The following is a 21331-nucleotide window of genomic DNA, read 5'->3' on the forward strand; positions in this document are numbered from 1 at the left end:
CTTACTGTCCTCTTGCTTATTTCATTCTCAAACATTTTTCTTTTCAAATGTTTTGATATTCAAAGTATATCATCAAAATTCATTTTGTCAACCTTTTTTTATTGCTTTTTCCATTTCCCACTTCTATAATGAAACTATGTTCGGGATTTTTTCGAAACTATTTTTTCCGGATTCTATTATTTTGAGCCCCGGCGCAGGTTCTCTATCGAACACTCCGGCAGGCTCCAGAAAGGACACCAGACTTATGCAGGTTCCAATGTCATCCTATCTTGTGGAAATCAAACCACAGATTCAGGAACTGATCCGTCTGCTCGAGCGCGAATTCGATTATGTCAGCGTGCTCTGCACCGATGTCAAAGGCACGACCTACCGCGTCAGCATGCATCAGACCACCGTCGGCGATTATCACTTCTGTGAACGCGGCTTCGTTGTCCGTGCATGGCAGGACGGTTCCTACACCGAATATTCCTTCAACAACCTCACCGATGCCGCAGATCTTGCGGAGGAAATTACTTCCGCGCTGAAATCCGAATTTCAGGCATTAAAGGCACTCGGCATTGCGCAGATGGAGTCTCCTCTCGTGCAGGAAGAAGCCATCACCAAAACGATGCAGAACGAAATCGAGATTGACCCGGAGACCGTCTCCGCAGAGGAGATTCTCTCCCACCTTCGGAAGCTCTGCGACGCCGGCGCTGCCCATGAAGGAATTCTGGAATTCCAGAGTACCGTCAGCTTTGCCCGTGTCAACAAGCTGTTCCTCTCCTCCAAAAAGGATCTGATGCAGTCCTACGCTTTCTCGGAGGGCTCCCTTTCCGCAATCGGCACAGAAAACGGAAAACAGAATATGTCGTACCGTTCCTGCTCCGGCCTGAAAGGCGTGGAAATCTTAAATGAGATGGATGCGATTGTTGAGGAAATCATCGCCGTTCTGTACGACAAGCTCCACTCCGATCCGGTCACCCCTGGCATGTACGATGTCATCACCGCACCGGATGTCACCGGCGTGATTGCACACGAGGCATTCGGCCACGGTGTCGAGATGGATATGTTTGTCAAAGACCGTGCACTCGCCAAAGAGTATATCGGCAAGCCTGTTGCCTCCCAGCTCTCCTCCATGCACGACGGAGCAGTCGGCGCACAGCAGGTCAGCAGTTATCTTTTTGATGATGAGGGAACGCTCGGCACCGACACCACAGTCATCGACCACGGTACACTCGTTACCGGCATCAGCGATCTCGTAAGCGCACTCCGCCTCGGCACCACGCCGACCGGAAACGGAAAACGCGAGAGCTTCGAGCGCAAAGTCTACTCCCGTATGACCAACACCTACTTCACCGCAGGCACAGACAAACTCGATGATATGATCGCTTCGATTGAGCACGGCTATCTTCTCGAAAGCGTTCAGTCCGGTATGGAAGACCCGAAACACTGGGGCATCCAGTGCATGGTCGGACTCGGCCGCGAGATCAAAGACGGTAAGCTGACCGGAAAAGTCGTATCTCCTGTCACCCTGACCGGCTACGTTCCGGATCTCTTAAAGAGCATCTCCATGGTTTCCGGCAAAGAAGAGCTCTTCGGCTCCGGCATGTGCGGAAAAGGTCACAAAGAATGGGTCAAAGTCAGCGATGGCGGCCCGTATCTGAAATGTAAAGTGAGGTTAGGCTGATGAACGAATTATACGATGTATTAAAAACAAGCAAAGCCAGCGACTTTCTGATCCGCGAAGAGCAGACCGAATCCCGCGAGGCATTTTTCATCGGTCAGAAGCTCGACATGAGCCGCGCGAAAAAAGTAACGCACACGTTTCTGACTGTCTTTGTCGACAGTGAGGATGGGAAATTCCGCGGAAGCGCAGAAAAAGAAATCCACCAGGGCATTTCCCGCGAAGAAATGCAGCAGGAAATTGACCAGGCGCTGTTCGCCGCACAGTTTGTGCAGAACCCATGGTACCCTGTTGCAGAGCCATCGGATGCCCAGGCAAGCGCCGACATGGCTGATGCTTCCCGCGATCTTACCGCTAAACTCGTAAAACTGGTGCAGGCTATGCAGGAAATCAAATCGGAAGAGGATTCCCGCGTAAACTCTTATGAGATTTTCGTCAACCAGAAGCAGACACACATCCGCAATTCCCGCGGTGTCGATGTCACCTTCTCCGGCTTTGACTGTGAGATCGAGGTTGTCACAAACTCCCGCAAGGATGATCATGAGATTGAGATCTACAAGGATCTCCGCTTCTCCGACAAATCTGCCGAGAAGATCATCGCCGAAGTGCACGGAATGTTCCACACCGGCCGCCAGCGTCTGAATGCTGTTCCGACCCGGCAGAACGAGCACGCCGATGTTCTCTTAAGCGGAGACGCCGTCGGCCGCTTCTTCCAGTATTTTGCCATGCATACCAACGCTTCTTATCAGTATATGGGCGTTGCAAAAGCAAAAATCGGTGAATCCATCACCGGCGCGGATGCTGATCCGCTGAATATCCGCCTCGTGCCGACGCTCGACGGCTCTGCCAAAAACGCGCCGTACGACGAAACCGGTATGCCGGTAGCCGAGCGCGTTCTGTTTGAAAACGGCATCTGCCGCTCCTACTGGGGCAGCCTTCAGCATGCCCATTATATCGGCATGAAGGATACTACTTCCATGAATAACATGGTAGTTGAAGGCGGTTCGAAAACACTCGACGAGCTGCGCAGCATGCCGCATATAGAAATCACCGATTTCAGTGCGTTTGATATGGATGCCGTAAGCGGCACCTGCGGCGGTGAGATCCGGCTCGCGTATGAGAGCGACGGAACCACCTCCCATCCGACAACCAGCGGATCACTTTCCGCCCGTTATGACGATGTGCTGAAAAATCTGACTTTCTCGAAAGAGACACAGCAGCTCAACAACCGCGTGGTGCCGTGTGCGGTACTGCTGCGGGATGTGACGGTGGCGGGAGAATAATTTTTCATTCTGCAGCATACGAAAAAGGAGCATCTCCAGGTTTCAAGTTCGAAACCGGAGATGCTCCTTTTTAATTTTCTGTGTTTATATTCAGTCTTTTCTTCGTCTTCTGGATTTCTTTTTGCTTCCAAAATCCGGAACAACGACCAGGGTGTTAAGACCCAGATAAGTTTCAACATCTTCTGCCGTTTTGATATTGTCATTCAGCACAGTCTGCAGTGTCAGAATTGCCAAAACAAGAACAAAATTTCTAAACAGTAATGGGGTCTGACCCCAATGTGGTTATTTATAATCGTGTGTTTTCAGTGTTGTCGTAATCAGGTTGTGAACCGGCGTATCGTCTTCCACAACCAGTATCAATGTCTTATTCATTTAAATTCACCTCACTGAGCGGCAGCGTAAAACGAAAATGACAGCCGTGCGGAGCGCAGTCACGAAGCACCAGTTCCCCGCCATGCGCATTTACAATGGAACGGCACAGCGCCAGCCCAAGGCCAAGGCTTCTGCGGCTGTCACTCACCTTATTTTTTCCGGAATAGAACATTTCAAATACATGCTCCCTGCACTCCGCCGGAATGCCGGGTCCATTATCCTCCACCGCAATCCATACGTTTTTTTCTTCTTTTCCGGCTGTAATCCGGATCTTGGATCCTGCCTGTGTATATTTTACTGCATTGTTGATCAGGTTTACCAATACCTGTACAATCAGCTTTGCATCCATGCGGGCGAGCAGTATGTCTTCCCCGCAGTCCACCGTAATTTCATGTTCGTTTTTCCGCCGTTCTACATGGCGCAGCGCCTCACGTACTACATCCTCAACCACCTGATCGGATAACTGCAGTTTTACACTTCCATCTTCTATTTTCGTAAGCGCAAGCAGATTTTCCACCAGTTCAATCAGCCATCCGGCATCCTCATAAATATCCGAAAAAATCTGTTTCCGCATCCCTTCGTCCAGTGCGTCAAAGTTACTGATCAAAGAGTCTGCATTGCCGAGAATTGATGTCAGTGGTGTGCGCAGATCATGGGAAATCGTCCGCAGCAGATTCACCCGAAGCTGCTCATTTTTCGCCATGACTGCCGCCTCTTCTTTTTCTCTCGCACTTTGTTCCCGATCCAGTGCCATGGCGCACTCTCCCAGAATAGAAAGCAGGATACTGTTCTCAAACACATCCAGTGGCTTTTGTCCGATGAAAATGCCGATCACACCATATCTGTTCTGTGCCGCATAGATGGAAAGGTACAGATACGGTTCTTCAGAAAAACGTTCTGTCATAGCTCCCGCCCGTTTCCGGTTTTTCAGAACCCACTGCAGGATTTCCTGTTCTTTCTCATTAAAAACTTTTTCTGATTTTATTCCTGTTTCGGCGTTATAAAGAGTTCCCTGCACAATGCCGTTTTTCTTTTTTTCTACCGGCGCCACAACCAGATTTCTTCCCAGAAGCTTTATCAGCTGCGTTGCCGTAATATCAAAAATTTCCGACGCATCCTCTGCCTTTTGCAGAAGCTGGCTGGTATTAAAAAGAATCTTGGTTCGAAAGGCATCTCGTGCAGAAAGCTTTGCATTTTCTTTCAATTTTGAAGCAAGCGTACTGGTCAGGATTGAAGTGCCAAGCATGATCGCAAAAGTCACCGGATAGCCGGAACCATACGCATGCAACGAAAGCCTTGGCTCTGTCATAAAATAATTAAACAGGACAACACTTGCCACAGAGCTGACCACACTACAGGTATAACCGCTGGTCAGAATAGATGTCAGCATGACGCCAAACAGATATACCGTAATAATATTGGCATCCGTAAAACCAAGCCGAAAAAAGATTTCTCCGATTCCGGTCGCAGCAGCCAGAATCAGAACCGTAAGCATCAGTTCTTTCCAGGAAGGCAGCTCCATCCACTCCGGAAATTTTTTTCGTTTCTGATATCTCCGGTACACATCTGAGTCTGGAATGATGTGAATTTCCAGATCAGGCACAAGATCCGTCAGACGCTCGGTCCACACCCTTCGCTGATGGAAATAGCCCTGCTTCATCATGCTCTTTCCAATGACAATCCGCGTCACCTCGGAAATTCTTGCGTATTCTGCAATCTGCAGGGCAATATCCTCACTGTGTGTCGTTACAATTTCTGCCCCGCTCTGCTCTGCCAGACGAACATGCTTCTGCAGCCTTGCCAGATCCTCCGGTGTTTTTTCTGTTTTTTCTGCTGTCTGCACATACAATGCCGTAAAGCCGGCCTGAAACGCCTGTGCCATCTGCGCCGCAGTCCGAATAATTTTTTCATTGGATGGCGAAGAGGACAGACACACCAGGATATGCTCTTTTTTTTGTTTTTCTTTTTCCAACTGTCTCACCCCGCCTCCTATTGTAGATCATAAACGAAGAGAAAGCTATAGTCAGGAAATCTTTTTTTCTCCCGTTCCCTGTTCTTGTTTTCTGTTTTCCGTGAAATTTTGTCCCGTTTCCGGTTCCTCTCTTCTGTTTTCCGTGAAAAATGTCTCTATCTGATCTACGAGCACGCCTCCAGACAAAAAACCGACCAGGGTAACGAAGAGCAGTCCTACACTTAACACAGAAATCACCTCTCTTTCAGATTCGAAAACATTTCTGGATCGCTTTATATTCACCAAGAACCAATATGGTAGCATCGCCATCCAGAACTGTCTCCGGAGACACCGCAACATCTGTTTTTCCATATTTTCTTGTTGCCAGAATATTAATACCGTATTTTTTCCGGATATCCAGCTGGCCGACATTTTTTCCAATCCAGTTCTCCGGGATTTCAACCTCAAAAATCGCATACTGACTGTCAATTTCAATATAGTCAAACACATGATCCGAGCTGTAACGAATTGCTGTCCATTTTGCCATCTGTTTTTCCGGATAAACAACCTGATCCGCTCCGTTCCGCAACAGGAATTTTTCCTGTACATCCCGTTCTGCCCGGGACACGACCCATTTTGCGCCCAGCTCCTTCAAAAGACATGCGGTTTCCAGCGAATCCTGAAAGCTGCTTCCGATCGTCACAATACAGACATCATAATTTCCCACACCAAGGGATCGCAGAAAGTCTGCATTGACACTGTCACCGATCTGTGCATTTGTCACATACGGCATCACGGCGTCGATCCGTTCCTCATTTCGGTCTACCGCCATCACCTGATGTCCAAGCTGATTCAGATGCATGGCAATATGTCTCCCAAATCTTCCTACTCCAATCAGTAAAATATTTTTCATCTCATCTCTTCCTCTCTTCTTATCCTACATTTATTTTTTCCAGCGGCATTTTTGCATGTGCGCTCTTTCTCCCCGGCATCGCAGCATAAACAAGCGTCAGACCGCCAACCCTTCCAAGAAACATCAGTGCGATCAGAATTCCTTTCGAAAGAACACCGAGCCGCGGCGTAATTCCAAGCGTCAGGCCAACCGTTCCAACAGCAGATGCTGTCTCAAACAGACACTCAGAAATCGGCAGATTTTCTGCCACACTGATCACCATTCCTCCCATTAGCACCAGAAAAAGATACATCATCAGAATCGTAGATGCATTTTTTAATACCTCCTGGCCCACCCTGCGTCCAAACATCTGTGTGTCCTCTCTCTGACGGAACGTAGCAGACGCATTAGCTGTCAGCACGGCAAATGTGGTAATTTTCATTCCGCCAGCCGTTGATCCCGGTGCTCCGCCAATCATCATCAGAATAATCATAATCGCCTGGGAGGCACCTGTCATCCCGGAAAGATCTGCTGTATTAAATCCGGCCGTTCTTGTTGTCACAGACTGAAACAATGCGCAGAGCGTCCGCTCCTTGACCGGCATTCCGGCGAAATCCCGGAAGAAAAAGAAGGCCGCCGGAACAAAAATCAGAAACAGACTTGTAAGCAGGATCACCTTGCTTTGCATGCAGTACTGACGAAAATGGTATTTTTTTGTATAGATATCATCCCAGGTCAGAAATCCGATTCCACCTGTTACAATTAGCCCCATAATCGTAAGATTAACCAGTGGATTTCCCACATAAGAAGTCAGGGACGGATACAGATGATCCGTTTTTCCAAGAAGATCAAATCCTGCATTGCAGAATGCGGATACAGAATGAAACAACGCCATCCAGATTCCTTTTCCGCCGTAATCCCGTAAAAAAACAGGCAGAAGAAACAACGCCCCCAACAGTTCAATTCCAAAGGTTCCTTTGAGGATAAAACGCGTCAGGCGCACAATTCCGCCCACCTTCGGGGCAGAAATCGCATCCTGCATCGTGCTTCGCTGCATCAGGGAAATTTTTCTCCCGGAAAGCATCGCAATCGAAACAGCGATCGTAACCACACCAAGACCACCGATCTGAATGAGCAGCAAAATCACGCTCTGTCCAAAGACGGACCAGTAGCTTCCTGTATCCCTGACTGCCAGTCCTGTCACACAGACGGCTGATGTTGCAGTAAACAGTGTTTCTGTAAATGGCGTTACATTTCCTTCCCGCGAAGCCACAGGAAGCATCAAAAGCAGTGCTCCTGCCAGAATTACCCCCGCAAATCCAAGAATGATAATTTCAAACGACGACCATTGTTTCCTGTATCGCAGTTTTATACTCCACATTTCTCTTTTTACTCCTTCTTTTTGATTCTTCCTTATTTTAGAGACTTCCGTTTTAAAAACGTATAAATACCTTTTCCATGGCATTAAGATTGTATAAAGATTTTTCGAATTTCAAGCCCAAAAACAGGAACCGCCCAAAAGTTTCCCACAACAGTAATGAGGTCTGACCCCAATGTGGTTCAGCACTACCTGGAAATATATCCAGAACCCTTCACAATCTCCTTCGACCCGAACTCATACGTCATTCCGCCACCTCCATTTCCCCACGAAAAAAGCACCAGCCAACCAGGTGACCGATGCTTTCGTAAATATAATCATCCCCGTCCAAAACAATCTTTCCAGTCAGGTTCCACACCCCGGACCACGGAGGACCATCATCCCCCGGAACACAGAAGGACAGCCTTCCATCTTCCAGAATAACAGGAGCCACCGCAATATTTTTCATCCGGTTATTAAACCGCTAATTGAAAGGGACTTATACCACAGAACAATTACTTCACACTTTAAAAGACATAACATTTGCGGATATAGAAGAACAGGGTTTCATGCCGGTATATGAACGTCAGGAAATCACTGACGATCTCCATGAAACCTGCGGATTCAGAACGGACTATCCATTCATAACAAAACGGAAAATAAAACGTTCCTTTTTCCTTTGTCTGCTACCTCGTCTTGTAAATGTATTTGAAAAAAATCCTGTTATGAAAAGGGAGTGCGAAAAAACGTAACTTTGCTTTTTCGCACTCCCTTCCTATAATGTCAAGCCCTAAATCACTTCCGCGAGCCCCACTTTGCGGTATCGCTTGCTTCCTTTGGCTGCCGCAGCTCTCGTCTTACTTCGCGCTGTCTGCATCTATCACAGACTGGATCTGTTTCATCAGCGTATCATAATTCTCCTGATTGTCGATTCCGCCAAGCATCGGTTCTCCCACAATATTTCCATTTCGATCGACTAAGATTGTGGTCGGAAATGCCATAATATCGGAAGCATACTTTCCTGCAGCGGAAGCAGAGTCAATGGAAAGATTGCGGTATTTCGCACCCTGGCTTTCAAGAACCGCTGCTGCTTCTTTGATCGCATCCTGATTTCCGTCGAAGGTTTCTGTGTTGATGCCTACAACCTCGCCTCCCATGGATTTGATTGCATCGTTTAATTCGTTCAGCTTGGATAACTCAGCAACACAAGGCTTGCAGCCAGTAAACCAGAAATTCACGACCGTTACCGCATTTTTGGAAAACAGACTTTCGTCAACGGTGTTGCCATCATAATCCTGGCCCGAGAAATCCCGGAACGGAGATGCCTCTTCGGAATCGTTTTTCGCGTCGCTATCTTCCGATGCTGTATTGCCGTTTTCTATTTCCGCCATCTGTTCCTCGATTGTTCGTATCGTTTGAATATCATCCGTCAGTGTTTTCAGCTCGTCCTCTGAAAAAGAATCCTTGTTGGCTTCAACCGTGTCTGCCAGATAATCCGCATAATTTCCGCTTGGATCCGCCGTGCTTTTATTCATCATGCCAAACACCTTGTTCCATACATCCGCATGATCTGCAAAAATCTGGTTCTCCTGCTGATATAAATCGTCCAGCTTTGTGCCGGAAGCCCCTGCCGTTTCGGTTCCGGATTCCGCAACAGATCCCGTAACAGCTTCTGTGCCGGATTCCGTCTGGGTTGTCTGCGTTTTCTTTGTGTCTGCAGCCTCTTTTCCGTTGCATGCGGTAAGTAATAATGCTACGCTGAGTGTAAAAACAGGGATAAAAGTTCTTTTGGTTTTCATAAATTATGGCTCCTTTTAAGATAGTATAATGTAAAAAACAAGAATTCAATATCATCCTTCGATGCTTCGTGATCTGCTGCTGATCAATGGTTTCTGATCTCTGACTGTTGATCTCCGGTGTCCTTTTTCTGACACGTTTTTCCCATAAACTGATAGTGGATCGCATCCTTCGGGCAGGCCTTGATGCAGGCTCCGCATCGGATGCATTCCGGATGATTTGGGGTCCGGCACACGTCGATATCCATTTTACATGCCCTGGAACACTGATTGCATCCGACACATTTGCTGTTTTCAATCGTGATATGTAAAAAGCTTACCTTATTAAATAAGGAATAGATTGCCCCAAGAGGACAGATCCATTTGCAGAAGGGTCTGTAAAACAAGATGCTGAGCACGACAACCGTAATCAGAATACAGAATTTAAACGAAAACAGCTTGCCCAGTGCAGACCGGATTGCGGCATTTCCGATGGAAAGCGGGATCGCCCCCTCCAGAACGCCCTGCGGACAAATATATTTGCAGAAGAACGGATCTCCCATCCCGATCGAATTCGTTGCAAACATCGGCAGAAGAATCACAAAAACAACAAGGATGATATATTTCAGATACCGCAGCGGCTTCAGTCTGGCCGTGGAGAATTTCTTTCCAGGGATTTTGTGAAGCAAATCCTGAAACCATCCAAACGGACACAAAAAACCACAGATGAATCTTCCCAGTGTCACGCCGAGTAAAATCAGGAACCCGGTTATGTAGTAGGAAAACTTAAATTTGGATGATCCGACAACCGCCTGAAAGGCTCCGATGGGGCACGCTCCCGTCGCAGCAGGACAGGAATAACAGTTTAGGCCCGGTACGCATACCGTTTTCGCCTTGCCCTGATATATTTTGCCCTGAAAAAAATTGGGGATATGAGGATTGGTAAGCAGTGTGGCCGCTGCCTGGATCCACCCGCGTATTCCGGCTATTTTCTTTGATCGTAACTTCTTTTTCTTATCCAATTCCGACACACTCCAGACATAATTTAATTGCTTTCCCAAGCACAGCAGCCGCTTCCCCTCTGACGGCGCCATAGCCCATCATCGCTATGCCTGTGATAACTAGAACAATTTGAGATATTTTTCTGCATTTCAAAATGTGGTTGCTCCTTTGATTTTATTGATTGACCAGCTGACTCTGATATTATACAATAGCTGTTGTAAAATCATTGTTAAGAAATGGGCAGGTGAAAAAAATTTTGAGATTATTAATCGTGGAAGATGAGAAACAAATGTGTGACACAGTTGCCAGAAGTCTGTACGCCGCCGGGTACGAGGTAGATACCTGCTATGATGGGGCGGAGGCTCTGGAATGCATCCTGGCAGAAAATTATGATCTGATTGTCCTGGATCTCAATCTGCCCGGCATGGACGGAATGGATCTTCTAAAAGAGCTCCGGAAGGAAAACGAAGAAACGAAGGTGCTGATCTTATCTGCAAGAGGACAGATTGCAGACAAAGTAGAAGGACTCGATGCCGGGGCAAATGATTATATGGAAAAGCCGTTCCATCTGCAGGAGCTGGAAGCGCGGATCCGCAGTCTGACAAGAAGAAAATTTGTGCAGAAGGATGTCTGTCTGGAAAGTGGCGGGATCAAATTCGATACCATCAAACGAGAGGCCTATGCCAACGGAACCCTGGTTTCCCTGACAAGAAAAGAAAACGGAATTTTGGAATATCTGCTTCTCCACCTTGGCAGACCGGTAAGCCAGGAAGAATTGATCGAGCATGTCTGGGATGCCTCCGTGGACAGCTTCAGCGGATCCATCCGCGTACATATGTCTTCGCTTCGGCGAAAGCTCAGGGCGGTACTTGGATACGATCCGATTTTGAATAAAGTAGGCGAAGGATATCAAATACGAGAGGAGTCCGACCGATGAAAAAAATATCACTGCAGTGGAGACTTACCTGTATCATTACCCTGTATATTGCGGTCATCTGTGGATGTCTGACCCTGCTTGTCTATAAAAACGGAATTTATTATATCGATTCCCTGCAGGAGACCGTAGATGCCCGGGGCGATGATGCCGGAGATCAGGGCGGAGACGGTACCGCAGACGGTTCCGATCAAATCTATATCAGCATTCCGGAGGACAATTGGGATGAATTTGCCAGAGATTTCTCTGTTCAGGTGTACAACAACAAAGCAGACTACAAAAGAAACAGCCTGATCCTTTCCGCTTTATTGGCCCTTCTTGGCGGTGTCGCTACCTATTTTATCAGTGGCCATGCGCTCAGACCCATTCGTGAGTTCTCCGAAAAAATCGAGGAGGTGCAGGCACAGAATCTGGCCGATTCGCGCATTGAAGAAAACAAAGTAAAAGAGCTGAACCAGCTTCGTATTTCGTATAACAAGATGCTGGAACGTCTCGCAGATGCTTTTGAAATCCAGAGACAGTTTACGGCAAATGCAGCACACGAGCTTCGAACCCCATTGTCTGTCATGCAGGTACAGCTCGATTTATACCATTCCACCCCGCATCCGGGCAATGACGCCGACACCTTACAAACACTGAAAATGATGACGGAGCAAAACGGCCGACTCAGCAAAATGGTCAAGACACTGCTCGATATGAGTGAGCTTCAAACAGTAAGCAGGGATGAAACCATTGCCGTTGATGCCCTCGTCGATGAAGTACTGGTGGATCTGGAACCGCTTGCCCAGGAAAAGGAGATAAAACTGATCGGAAACTGTAAAGATACCACGATGGTCGGAAGTGACATTTTGATTTACCGGATGGTATACAATCTTGTTGAGAATGCAATCAAATACAACCATTTCGGCGGACAGGTTACCGTAACCGCATACCGGAAGGGAAAAAACATCTGCCTGTCCGTAGAAGATACCGGAAGCGGAATCCCGGCTGAATTAAAAGAACGCATATTTGAACCATTCTTCCGTGTAGATAAATCCAGAAGCCGCCAGCTTGGCGGAGTAGGCCTTGGGCTGGCCCTGGTTCGTGAAATCGTGCGCGTACATGACGGCAGAATAACCGTTCAGTCCAGCCCGTCCGGTGGAACGATCTTTGAGGTAGTCTTTACACAGTGACATCATCCCAAAAGCCAGTCGATGACATCATCTGTTCTGGTGTGACTCCATTTCTTCTTTTTTCTCAGTATGGCATATTATACGCAGGACATCAAAATATTTTCCCATTTCGGAAACTTTTATTTTATTCAGCCCAATATTTTCCCGTTTCAGAAGCAAAACCGCATAAGCCACAGCTGCACTTCGGATTACACCTGGGTGCTGTCTGTGGTTCATGCGGTATGAGGCACAGCCTTCATGCTTCCTTCCGTTGGGCAAAAAAAGAGCGAACCAACGCATTATCACATGTATCAATTCGCTCAAAATAATACTGATTCGGATGTGCTTCAGTCACTTTCCTCAGCGAAAAGAAGCCCCGTTTATCACACATTTGCTGTTTTCTGTTCAATCAAAAAATCACGCACATCTTCATCAAACCGTTTTGCTTGTGGACATTTTGCAACCACATCATCCCAATTTTCACAAACAGTTTCAATTAACTTTTCGTATGTCCGTTTTTCTTTTTTAGGACGATTTTTAATTTTCACTCCATGATATTGCGGTGAATGTGCAATGATGTTAACCCACGGATCAAGTAATGTTTCATAATCATCGTACTGATCACAGGCTGCCACAATCCATGTATCCGTTGCATCAAACGGAATCATATAGCTCACAGCCAGTCCATCTTCCGGAAGCAACAACGTCCCTATGAATGTTCTTAAAAAATCAGCCTCTGCATCTGGAGTATTTCCATGGTGTTCACACGGTAACGCAACCGGACATTCGTTTCTATCTCCAATTATTTTTTCACAGGTAAGCGGATGTGCTCCTTCCGGCGCATCACAAAGTGCCCTTTGACAAACACAATGGACTTCTTTCTCGCATCTTTGGACATCTCCATCCATATGGACAACCAAAAGATCAAGTACTGGTGTCAAGGAATGCATATAGGCCTTCAGCTTTCCCTGATTGTCTTCACACCATTTCCAGACACCTTTCCAACCATTTCCAAACTGTCCGATCATGTTGGGTTCTGGCTGAATCATTTGATAATTGTTTTCTTCATTGGTAATTGTATCAATGACTGCAGCAATCAGTTCAAAATCCCGTGGGCCTTCTGCAACAATTCCTATCGTTTTCATTACAGATTTGGTACGCCCCCTAACCGTCCTTCTGTCCACAATCTCGACAGAGAATAACCAGAATCCATTAACTCCTTAGTCACCTGAATTCTCTGTAAAGATGTGTGACCTGATTTTCTGCTTTTGTTTACTGCAAACAATCTTATATCATCATTCATTAAATCAAGTCCGTCCAAAACCAGAGGGTTGTGGGTTGTTACAAAAACAGTCTTATCCTGTTCCAGAATTGTTTTACAGAACAGCTTTGTCGTCTCTCTCGCAAGTCTAGGATGCATTGCATGATCAAAACTATCCACAGCAAAAATGCCCGGTGCATCAGGGTGCAATGCCAAGCAAAGAAGAAACAGAACATACAACGCTCCTTCACTGGCATCGTAAGCGGTAAAGCTTGTTTTTGAAGTCAAATATCGATCTTGGAACTCCAAAATTCTTCTCGTCGTCGGAACAGCAGCATTTACGCTTGACTTTTTAGGTGCAGTCACATCAAACCCACTTGCCCAATCGATCAGTTCCAAGACTTCATCCAGTGGAAGATTCTGCAAGTAGCTTTCACCGTCTTCATCTTGCCTCATGATTTCTTCAATTGCCTCTGCAAGTCTGCCTCCGCACAAACCGATAGGATTAACCTGATACGGATCAGGGAGCGTTCCTCTCAATGCTTGTGTGTTAGGTTGATAAATCGCATAGTTCTTAAACTTCTCAATTTCCGGTCTAACCTCAGCAAGTTCTTCATTAGGTTCGAGCATCAGTAACCCCACATACGGATCATATGTTGTTTTTGATGCACCGCTTCTTCCCCACAGTGTTTGATTATTTACAGTCAATTTTTCCGAATGATAACGCCACATGTCTCGTCTGGCTGAATCCGATTCATTTGGAACATTCAAATTGACTCCATATTGATAGTTCTTTTCATTTTGTCGCCAAGACACATCAAAATTGATGGTTGGTGCTTTTCTCCTTAAATCGGAGAATGCCGACTTATAAAGTCCCGGAACACTAAGACGAATACCTTTCCGCTGCATACTTGCGTTATCTACTCGATCTGTCATAGCAGCACAAAGCAAACCAATAGCCTCAAGGATTGTTGTTTTTCCAGAGCCATTTGCTCCAATAAAAACATTTACACGTCCCGGCTCAAACGACACCTCTTCCAATGTCTTGAAATTTTTAAAAACTAGCTTTTTAATGTTCAAAGCACTCACTTCCTTCATAAAGCCAGCTCAAGCTTAACATAAGCTTTGCCATGTTTCAAATTAAGTATACCAGTTTTCTAAAATAATTACAAACTTATTTTAGAATTTTTCTTCGTTTTGAAAATTTGTACTCGATATACAGGTTTCTTTTGTCTTTCCATAATAAAGACCCTCCTAACGATATTTATTGCATCACAGAAAAACCTTCTAAACATTATTTTACAGAAAAGTTTCATACTCTCGTAAATGATGCTAATGATGGCATAATATCAACTCCGCGAATCAAAATGGCAAGGATTCGTATACTGTTATTTTTCGTTTTTTCATCCAAACGTGCATCTTCCATCTGCCCAACAATAAATCAAGTCTTTCAAAAACTCCCTGTACTGTGTCTCAATTTTCTCTTCTTTCACATCATCTCCCGTCTTTTTTCTGTACACTGCGATGTAATGAATCACTGCCTTTCCACCCTCTGAATTAATAATACGATCTATAATTTCCTGACTCTTTTCATCAATTGGACATCCAATGAATTGATCCATAAACGCTTTGATTCCTGCCCCATAATCCCATAATGGTATCTCCGGATACTTCGCCAGCATTCCAATCTGTGCATGATATTGTTCTTCTGCATTTTCAATTCCAAGCATCGGATATTCTTCCATTCCAATCATAGCCACATATCCCTTCGGATCATGGCTCCGCTCTACTTCTTTCCAGAATTCTTTAAATATTCTCTTTTTCGTCTGTGAATCTATCTGTACTCCGTGTGTGTTACTGTTATGAATGCTGAATTCCATCCTTCTTTCGTCCATACTTACAAGAGACATTCTGTGGAAAACCGGAAACAGTTCACTTATATATGTCGTAAATGGTCTCCTTAAAACAATCGTCTCTTTATTCAGCATATCTTTTGCAACTTCAGATAATGGTCTGATTCGATAAAACAGTTTCCAGTTAAGATAGGACTCTGTGCAGAATTTACGCCATACTTTTTTCTCTTTTTCTCCAATCGGGCAGTTTTCCCCTGGTATGTCTAATACAATTTCAGGAATCCCTGAAAATCTCAGGAATATTTCCAACGGTTTTACATTTGAAAAACAGTGCTCTGCTCTCCATTCCACAAACACTTTATCCAAAGCCGAATTCGGCAGGCAATATTTCCATCTAATAAAATCCGGAACTCTGTTCCTGAATTCCGGTCGCCATCGAATCAACCCGCTTATGGCACTCTCCTCTACGCACTGATACATATCTTTTGTAAATTTCCATTGCGAGCAGAACGGAAATGCTTTTTGATAAAATTGAAAGCTTTTCTGCGTAATCAAATTTTTATATTCAAACAACGTATTTTTTTCGTTATCGTCAAAATTCACTTTTTCAAACGCAACATAGGAAAATCCAATTCCTGCAATCTGCAGAAAATGCCACAGCAGAGTTCTCATCTGCTGATCAAAATACGACTGTTGAAAGGATTCCCCGTGCATTCCGTTCCAATCCATTTTCCATCTTTTAATCAACTGATCTGCAAGGCAAAATATATGCTGCACCTCTTCCATCCCAGACTCTGGATCCCACAGTTTTATGCTTTTATCTAACATTTTTACAATTAAAAAATATGGCAGTATCTTTCTGGTAAGCATTTTATGGTTCCACCACTCTGGCACTCCCCAATATTTTTTCTTAAGTTCACAGCCCTCTGTCCATATTTCTTTCAATGATATCTCTTTCTTCTGATAAATTCTATTTGCCATTGCATCAATATCATTTGTGAGATTTCTAATATCATTGTCTTGATAAAATTCATCCAACATGAAAACATATATTCTTTTTGCAAATGCAGTAGCCTCTTCCACAACGCTTTCCAGTTTTCTGCGTGCTGCCAGAGATAATTTCATTCTTGCTGCGTCCACCCAATCATTTCCTGCACCATCCAGCACATCCATCTGATTCAGATATAAGCTGTCACTGCATTTGCCAGATTCCATCCTTTCTGTAAGACGAATCCCCTTATAGCAAACGTTATTTCCTTCCATGCTCTCCATTCCAAAACTTAATGCACAATCCTTCTCCCGATCCCACACCATTATCGACCGGTAGTCATCTGTAAACGCAAAATGATATCGTTCTGACTCGACAGACTGATCAATCAATTGATTTTCTTTTTCTGTTCTGCTCAGTTCATTGTACCAGGTCGACTGCGAAAAAGCTGGTATTCCATAATCCTGATCCGCATAGATGGAAACCATAGGTGTTACGCACCACGTTTCCATTATCTTTTTAATTTCCTTTTGTATTCCATCATTTACATTTTCGAGAAACAATTTTCCACCATTACTTCCGGTTACCCATTCTTTCAGTTCTTCCGTTAACAGAAACGAAAAACTAAATTCTGATCCCCTTTGCAGAGTCTGATTCGTTTTCTTGCAAAATGCATAACCACCTTTTTTCCCTGAATATAATGTCATCTCATTTGCCTTGTTCTCACTATCGGACTTAGTTCGTATCGTCAGGGAATCTGTTACTGAAAATACCGTATGCAGTCCAATTCCAAATGCCCCTGTCGGTCTCAGCCATTCCGGCATTCTTTTGATTTCATCCTGGTATTCTTTTCGTTCCGGCCAGCTTCGTCCTGTTGTCAGAATATTACGTTTAAACTCATCCATGCTGATGCCAATCCCTTTATCCCGAATCGAAAAATAAACTTTTCCCGTTTCACGACTATAGTCTGTGTGAATCATAATCGCATGTTCCTCAAAAATATTGGGATATGCTCTTTCTACATCAAACGGCGATGTTTTTTCATTAAATTGAAAGCCATACGCAGACAACGTCCTGTATAACTGCATCTTTGTTGCGTCCAGTGCATTCTGTATCAGTTCTCTCACAAAAATCAATTTATTATTCTGGTAAATGCTGATATCTTCAATCAGTTTAAATGCCTTTTCAGATGAGAAAAGAAACTTCAGATTTTTATGTGTAGATTCAGATTCCTCTCCGTCAATCAAAATCTTATACTTCAGTTCAGGAACAGAAATAAACTTTTTCTCTGGAAATAATTCCATTGAATGCATCTTTCCTGCAGTAACCTCCTGCTCCAGCCAGGATTTCCAGTTAATATGCTCTTTCACCGTATTCTGAAATATATTTTTCAGCGCAGAATCCCGTTCTGCTTTCTCCATATGTTTCAGCCAGTTCTCTTCACATTCCCTCTGAATCATATCATAACAGACATTGGCAACAACTACTATCCCATCCGAAGATATATGTAAAGTCTCTACACTCTTATGTTTGAAATAATGTGCAAGATTTTCTTCTCCGAGATTGCCGAATACTTTGATTCCAACACCATTAAAACGATTATTATCCATATCACATAAATCGCCCATACGGATCAGATATGCAACCATTCTCGGATGGAATTCTTCAACACCGAATGAATCTGCCAATGGCATTTCTTTTAAAATATCCTCAAACGACCAGTTGTGCGCCATGGATATCCGATAGATGTTATGAATAATTCTGTCTGGCAGGAATGAATCATCTATCGACAGTAATGAACCAAATTCACTTGTTCTGGCATCTGTCACATGCTTGATTCTCTGGCCATGTCTTGGGCGGAAATACTCCATCAGAATCACAGCAACAGAACGGCGTACTTCAAGAACCGAACATCCTTCTCCTTTTTCTGCCTTATCAATCTTCCGCGCAGCTCTTCCTACTTCATCTTCTCTCTTTCTGGCAGAAGTGAGAAAATCCTGAAATCCCTCCGTTTCCCATAATTGTTTCACTTCTTCGTCCGAATACAGCATTCCTGTATCATGCATATAAGCACACATTAAGATTAAAAACGTATCAATGCCCGACATTTTCTTAATCGTCTTTTGTCCAAGAATCTTTTCGATCGCTGAAATAATATTCATGGAATGAACGGCATCGTGCGTACTATAAGTGGGAAACGATGTAACGACAGAGCCGATATATCTTATAACTTTCTGCTTCTGAATATTGAATACACTTTCCAGATTTTTTACAGTTTCATCATATTCTGCTATCTTGTGCAGATGCGTTTCTAAGGTGATTCGTCTGGTTTTCATTTGTATTTTGCCCCTTTACTATCAAATATGTTTTCTCGTATAACTAAAAGATTTTCCCATATAATTTTTGCATATATTCACCTATACCGGCTTCGCCACCCGTTTCACATCGGTATCATATTCTTGATTTGTCACATCTGATCTTGTATATCTTTCCTCTTCTGTTCCATCACACAATTTTACTTCAATGTGCATTCCTAACGCCGAAGCGTATTTTTGCAGCACGACCAGTGTTGGAACCCTTTTTCTGCTCTCCAGCCGCGCCAGATTCGGTGCAAGAATTCCCGTCATATCCGCTAAGTCCTGCTGTGTCAGCCCCTGCCTGCGTCTCTCCTCTATAAGTTCTTCTATCACTTTGGACGATTTCTGCAAAGTGATCGTTTGAATCGCTTCCGCATATGCTTCCAACCGCTTCGCACGAGCTTCTTTTTCTCTTTGGTAATCCTTCTTATTCATTTCAATATCGTAATCCATATATTTTTCCTCTCGCATATATTATATAGATCATATCATAAATGATAGGATTTTTAAAGTCTCCTAAAAAATTTTATATTTTCTTCAAGCATATCTTCTCTTCCCTTCTTCTGTTTTTTATTGCCTCGATCATTTTTCTTTTCCTTCACTTCTTTCGGCACATCGATCAGTCCGAAGCGATAGAACATCCCATAGATGTAAGTCACACCCCGGATGTCACTCAGAGCCTTTGGTCGTTCAACTACTTCTCCTACCTTTTTGATATTCCCCAGTGCCAGCAGCACAGAACTCCACGCCAGGCTTTTGCTCTTCCCTCGGCGGTCGATCCACAATTCCTTTGTATATTCGCCGCTTCTGCCCTTTCGTATTTCATAGGTAAAGGGTAAGCCGGAATAGGTTTTAAATTGCACACCACAATAAAGCAAGACCGTCTCCCACAGGTGCTCCTCTGTCGGCTCTGATCTCAGTTTTCTTATCGCTCTGTATCTCCGCTGCCGCTCTGCTCCAACACTGATTTTCTCTTTATCTGCTGTACTCGGGAAGTACACGCCTTTCTGATATGGCAGGTATGAGGTGACGGAGGCTTTGGAAAGTTGAAGAGTATTTGCGGTTGAGAGGATGGCTTCTTTATAACTCTGTGTTTCTCGATACTTCTCAAAGGTATCCTGTACCTTCTCCGCCACTTCCGATTCATACACACCGGCCGTGATAAGCAGCTTTCTTCCTTTTAAAAAGTGCAAATTCATTGTAAGAAAATCATAAGAGGGTCTGACCCCAATACTCTCCACTCTGTATGAATTCCTTTAAATTGAAGGTACTGATCATAAGTGTAATGGCGTCTGTCTGTTGGAGTACGGTTGGCTTTTAAAATTCCTTCCCGGTCCCATCGCTGCAACGTTTTGACCGAACCCCCTAATAATTCAGCAAAATCTTTTGGTTTATAATTTCTGATATTTGACGTGTTCATCGTACACTGCAAATTACGCTTAAACGGAACGCCAGTTCCGCTACTGCGGAACGGCTATTCCATTTTTAACGGTACGAAGTACCGCTAGATTACATCATTCTGTTTCACGCATATTTATACCGTTCATCTCCAGACGATACGTATGGTGCTTATCCGTGATTCGTATAAGACACGCATCGGCGTAGGTGTTATCGGCAAACATATCGAACCATGTGCTGACTGGAAATTGTGAGATGACTACAGTTGATTTTCTTCCATCTCTGGTGTCAAGGACTTCAAAGAGAGCCCGGCATTTATCAAGGTCGAGATCCATAAGACCGAAATCATCGATCACAAGCAGATCCAGCTTGGTCAGTTTATTCAGGTAATCCAGATTTGTGGATTTGATGCGTGCCTGTTGCAACATATTGGCTGCCACGATCCGAATGGATAATGAATGGTTGATCGATATTTCGGCGAGCTTTGGCTTTGTTTATAGTATCAATCACGCAAGATACTTCCAGTGTTTCTGAAAGCGTCCAGGCTATAATTTTTCTGGAAAATAAATCCATAACACTGGTCAGATAGACAAATCCATCTATTGTCCAGATGTAGGTAATATCCGAACACCAGACTGCATTCGGACGATCAGGATTAAATTGCTCATCAAGGATATTTTGTAATTCAGTGCTAAAATCGGAATCTTTTGTGGTGATCGTCCATGGTTTGCTCCACTGAGCACGAATTCCCATTTGGCGCATATATGTACCAACGGTTCTTTCCGAAATGACTTCACCAGTTTTTCGAAGTTCTACAGTGATTTTCGGAGCACCGTAGTTCTGCTTGGAATTATCATAAATATCCTGTATTTTTGCTTTTACAGCTTTACGACGTTTTTCTGTATCAGAAGGTACGTGGTGGAGCCATGCAAGATATCCTGAGCGAGAGACACCTAAAAATTTCAACATTCCGGAAACGGAAACCCGGCATCCAGCCTTTTTGGCAGCTTCCGTCTTCTCAGACACTTCAAGATAAATGGCTTACCATCATTCATCATATCAAGTGCTGTTAGGATTGCTTGCTGTGCACATCT

At 44.4% G+C, this 21331-nt stretch carries 18 protein-coding genes and 4 pseudogenes; 5 read left to right on the forward strand and 17 right to left on the reverse strand.

Translation table 11 applies throughout. The features are described 5' to 3' along the window. Positions 1-244 precede the first annotated feature (244 nt). Together DWX26_RS03060 and DWX26_RS03065 are read left to right on the forward strand one after the other, a co-directional pair. Positions 245-1666 carry a TldD/PmbA family protein gene (locus tag DWX26_RS03060; RefSeq protein WP_118600826.1) on the forward strand — a complete coding sequence of 474 codons (1422 nt, stop codon included), beginning with the start codon at positions 245-247 and terminating at the stop codon, positions 1664-1666. Next, entirely contained in the window at positions 1666-2946 is a 1281-nt protein-coding gene (locus tag DWX26_RS03065; RefSeq protein ID WP_118600828.1) for a metallopeptidase TldD-related protein, read from the forward strand. The genes DWX26_RS03060 and DWX26_RS03065 overlap by 1 nt, the downstream gene beginning before the upstream one ends. Positions 2947-3036: 90 nt before the next feature. On the opposite strand, the gene DWX26_RS16960 is transcribed toward DWX26_RS03065, so the two are convergent. From DWX26_RS16960 to DWX26_RS03090, 6 genes and pseudogenes are all read right to left on the reverse strand, one after another. Further along, entirely contained in the window at positions 3037-3180 is a 144-nt protein-coding gene (locus tag DWX26_RS16960) for a hypothetical protein (RefSeq protein ID WP_158579545.1), read from the reverse strand. Positions 3181-3231: 51 nt separating this feature from the next. Further along, a pseudogene (locus DWX26_RS17620) lies at positions 3232-3318 on the reverse strand (DNA-binding response regulator); the annotation flags it as partial. Beyond that, positions 3311-5299 (reverse strand): DUF4118 domain-containing protein, encoded by a 1989-nt coding sequence (locus DWX26_RS03075; protein WP_022462601.1) that lies wholly within the window; start codon positions 5297-5299, stop codon positions 3311-3313. The gene DWX26_RS03075 and the pseudogene DWX26_RS17620, both read right to left, overlap by 8 nt. Positions 5300-5534: 235 nt before the next feature. Beyond that, the gene (locus DWX26_RS03080) at positions 5535-6182 is read right to left on the reverse strand and encodes a potassium channel family protein (RefSeq protein WP_022462603.1); all 648 of its coding nucleotides are present in this window, start codon (positions 6180-6182) and stop codon (positions 5535-5537) included. Positions 6183-6201: 19 nt separating this feature from the next. Further along, on the reverse strand, positions 6202-7542 hold the full coding sequence (locus tag DWX26_RS03085; RefSeq protein WP_118600831.1) for a TrkH family potassium uptake protein: 1341 nt from the start codon (positions 7540-7542) through the stop codon (positions 6202-6204). A 241-nt stretch (positions 7543-7783) separates the two neighbouring features. Then, on the reverse strand, positions 7784-7987 hold the full coding sequence (locus tag DWX26_RS03090; protein ID WP_118600833.1) for a hypothetical protein: 204 nt from the start codon (positions 7985-7987) through the stop codon (positions 7784-7786). Here DWX26_RS03090 and DWX26_RS17830 point away from each other — a divergent pair. Next, positions 7983-8270, forward strand: a pseudogene (locus DWX26_RS17830) (hypothetical protein); the annotation flags it as partial. The gene DWX26_RS03090 and the pseudogene DWX26_RS17830 sit on opposite strands and share 5 nt — an antisense overlap. A gap of 105 nt (positions 8271-8375) precedes the next feature. Here the strand turns inward: DWX26_RS17830 and DWX26_RS03100 are convergent. The 3 genes from DWX26_RS03100 to DWX26_RS17625 form a co-directional block, all read right to left on the reverse strand. Continuing rightward, positions 8376-9317 (reverse strand): TlpA disulfide reductase family protein, encoded by a 942-nt coding sequence (locus tag DWX26_RS03100; RefSeq protein WP_118600837.1) that lies wholly within the window; start codon positions 9315-9317, stop codon positions 8376-8378. Positions 9318-9400: 83 nt separating this feature from the next. Then, positions 9401-10315: a 4Fe-4S binding protein gene (locus tag DWX26_RS03105; protein ID WP_117760975.1), complete on the reverse strand. Its 915-nt coding sequence runs from the start codon at positions 10313-10315 to the stop codon at positions 9401-9403. Continuing rightward, positions 10308-10451, reverse strand: coding sequence for a CD1871A family CXXC motif-containing protein (locus DWX26_RS17625; RefSeq protein ID WP_055218540.1), 144 nt, complete (start codon positions 10449-10451; stop codon positions 10308-10310). Before DWX26_RS17625 ends, DWX26_RS03105 begins: the two co-directional genes overlap by 8 nt. A gap of 133 nt (positions 10452-10584) precedes the next feature. Between DWX26_RS17625 and DWX26_RS03115 the strand changes: the two genes are divergently transcribed. Both DWX26_RS03115 and DWX26_RS03120 read left to right on the forward strand, forming a co-directional pair. After that, complete coding sequence (locus DWX26_RS03115) at positions 10585-11232, forward strand: response regulator transcription factor (protein WP_022461282.1); 648 nt, start codon at positions 10585-10587, stop codon at positions 11230-11232. Further along, positions 11229-12401, forward strand: coding sequence for a sensor histidine kinase (locus DWX26_RS03120; protein ID WP_118600839.1), 1173 nt, complete (start codon positions 11229-11231; stop codon positions 12399-12401). Before DWX26_RS03115 ends, DWX26_RS03120 begins: the two co-directional genes overlap by 4 nt. Positions 12402-12763: 362 nt before the next feature. On the opposite strand, the gene DWX26_RS03130 is transcribed toward DWX26_RS03120, so the two are convergent. The 8 genes and pseudogenes from DWX26_RS03130 to DWX26_RS03165 all read right to left on the reverse strand — a co-directional run bounded on the left by DWX26_RS03130 (position 12764) and on the right by DWX26_RS03165 (position 21206). Beyond that, on the reverse strand, positions 12764-13525 hold the full coding sequence (locus tag DWX26_RS03130; RefSeq protein ID WP_022461284.1) for a hypothetical protein: 762 nt from the start codon (positions 13523-13525) through the stop codon (positions 12764-12766). Continuing rightward, positions 13525-14721, reverse strand: a complete 1197-nt coding sequence (locus tag DWX26_RS03135) for an AAA family ATPase (RefSeq protein ID WP_117509553.1) — start codon at positions 14719-14721, stop codon at positions 13525-13527. Before DWX26_RS03135 ends, DWX26_RS03130 begins: the two co-directional genes overlap by 1 nt. Before the next feature lie 323 nt (positions 14722-15044). Beyond that, positions 15045-18818 (reverse strand): HD domain-containing protein, encoded by a 3774-nt coding sequence (locus DWX26_RS03140; RefSeq protein ID WP_117509554.1) that lies wholly within the window; start codon positions 18816-18818, stop codon positions 15045-15047. 81 nt (positions 18819-18899) lie between these two features. Continuing rightward, positions 18900-19292, reverse strand: coding sequence for a helix-turn-helix domain-containing protein (locus DWX26_RS03145; protein ID WP_022461287.1), 393 nt, complete (start codon positions 19290-19292; stop codon positions 18900-18902). Between the two features lie 53 nt (positions 19293-19345). Then, entirely contained in the window at positions 19346-19717 is a 372-nt protein-coding gene (locus tag DWX26_RS03150) for a hypothetical protein (RefSeq protein ID WP_242991130.1), read from the reverse strand. A 374-nt stretch (positions 19718-20091) separates the two neighbouring features. Further along, positions 20092-20244, reverse strand: a pseudogene (locus DWX26_RS03155) (MerR family transcriptional regulator); the annotation flags it as partial. A gap of 109 nt (positions 20245-20353) precedes the next feature. Further along, positions 20354-20659 (reverse strand): annotated as a pseudogene (locus DWX26_RS03160) (ATP-binding protein); the annotation flags it as partial. Beyond that, a complete protein-coding gene (locus DWX26_RS03165) occupies positions 20616-21206 on the reverse strand; it encodes an IS3 family transposase (protein WP_242991131.1) in 591 nt (196 codons plus the stop codon). The pseudogene DWX26_RS03160 and the gene DWX26_RS03165, both read right to left, overlap by 44 nt. Positions 21207-21331 lie beyond the last annotated feature (125 nt).

Origin of the sequence: Blautia sp. AF19-1 (assembly GCF_003479155.1) — a bacterium.
Classification (GTDB): domain Bacteria; phylum Bacillota; class Clostridia; order Lachnospirales; family Lachnospiraceae; genus Fusicatenibacter; species Fusicatenibacter saccharivorans.